The following is a 1,776-nucleotide window of genomic DNA, read 5'->3' as shown; positions in this document are numbered from 1 at the left end:
GGCGTGACGGTACTTTTCAGTTTCTGGCGGCGAGGACATATCGGCACCTGAAGTCGACCGAAAAGCGCGATTGACTCCGATTGATGCTGAAACCTCAAAATATTTTTGGCGGCGAATTCCCCTTTAAAATCAAAAGCGTGACTTTTTGACGGACCATGCGTCGGTTTTCGGCGCGGCAAAAAAGAAAAAGCCCAGCTAGATCAATGACCTAGCTGGGTCAAAAACAATTGAGTGGGAGTAGGGGATACAAACGGCGGCGTTAGCGTAGTTTCGGTGGCGACTTTCGCTGCCGAAAATTGTTTTCGTGTCCGTATCTCACTTCAGCTGAACTGGCATTCTCCATCTCCGATCTGGCAAGTCCGATCTGCGCCCATATGCCCTATGAAGTGAAGAGTTTTCAAAAAGGGAGAGGCTACAGCGTAGAACGGCGTGCGCAAAGGCGGGTCTGCTTCGCGCCTCAGGCCGGTTGCGACGGCCGACTTGCCCGCTAACTTAAAGTAGACATTGCGTGTGCCGAGATCGAGGCGCATTGCCGGACGTTCGGTTGCGGCGGCGTTCGGTTTTTGGCTCCGCCGCTTCACCCGATGTCGGCAACGACGGTTCCCGAGACGGGATCGGTCACGCCGAGGTCGCCGCCGAGATCCTCCAGCATGCCGCGCATCGTATCCAGCAAACCGATCATCTGCGGTCGTGCCGCCGCTAGGCTGTCCATGTCGTTCCATTCACCGACGACGCAGAAGGTCCGGTCTCCGGTCTTGACGAGTGCGCCCTTGCAAAAGCCCTTGACGTCGAGGGTCGCCTTCTTGTGCGCATCACCTTAACGGCGTGCCTCGAGGACCATATTGAACGGTGTCTCGGTGGCGCGGCGGAACCGCTTGAACCCGCCGCCGGATACGACCTTGCGCAGCCTTGCCTCGCCGGCCTGTGCGCCGAGCCCCAGCCCAACCTCCTGCGACAGCGAGGCAGGCGTGCAGATGAAGGTCGAGGCGGCGTAGTAGATGCGGCCGACCGGATTGAGGTTCGCCGAAAGCTGGTCGTTGGCGAAGGGCTCGACGATCATCCAGGTGCCGTCCGGCTTCAGTGCCTTGTGCACATGTTTGGCCGCGCCTTCCGGATCGCCCATGTCGTGCAGGCAGTCGAAGAAGGCGACAAGATCATAGGTGCCGGGGAAATCCTTGGCCGGCGCCACCTCGAAGCTGGTGTTGCCGGCAACACCGGCCTCCTTCGCCGCGGCCCGGGCGCGCTCGATCGACGGGGCGTGATAGTCGAAGCCRGTGAAGCGCGAGTTCGGGAAGGCCTTGGCCATCAGCACGGTCGAGGCGCCGTGGCCGCATCCGACATCGGCGACGTCAATGCCGCGCTCCAGCTTCTCGACGACACCGTCGAGCGCCGGCAGCCAGGAGCCGATCAGATTGGCGTTGTAGCCCGGCCGGAAGAAACGTTCGGTGCCGCGGAACAGGCAAGCGCTGTGATCGTGCCAGCCGAGCCCCTTGCCGGAGCGGAAGGCCTGCCTGACCTTCTCCTCATCCAGCCACAGCGTCGAGACCACCTCGAACGCGCCGGCCATGAAGGCCGGGCTGTCCTCGTTGACGAAGACCTGCTCCTGCTCGGGGCTGAGGTAGAAGCTGTCGCCGGCTTCGTCATATTCGACATAGCCGGCTGCCGCCTGCGCCGAGAGCCATTCGCGGACCAGCCGTTCCTGCGTGCCGGTCCTTTTGGCGAGCTGGCCGGCTGTCATCGTGCCGCCCTCGCTCATGGCCGAGAACAGGCCAAGCC

2 protein-coding genes are annotated in these 1,776 nt (G+C 61.9%); both read right to left on the bottom strand.

The annotated features are described in order from the left end of the window. Nucleotides 1-577: 577 nt before the first annotated feature. Complete coding sequence (locus tag ACXJ7R_RS31710) at nt 578-712, bottom strand: hypothetical protein (RefSeq protein ID WP_457155254.1); 135 nt, start codon at nt 710-712, stop codon at nt 578-580. Nucleotides 713-817: 105 nt separating this feature from the next. Continuing rightward, nucleotides 818-1,776 (bottom strand): class I SAM-dependent methyltransferase (locus ACXJ7R_RS31705; protein ID WP_457155253.1); only part of this gene is annotated, 959 nt, incomplete at its 5' end.

Source organism: Mesorhizobium sp. P5_C1, from assembly GCF_054049815.1.
Note: the sequence above shows the minus strand (reverse complement) of the source record. Positions and strands in the feature narration are given on the sequence as shown.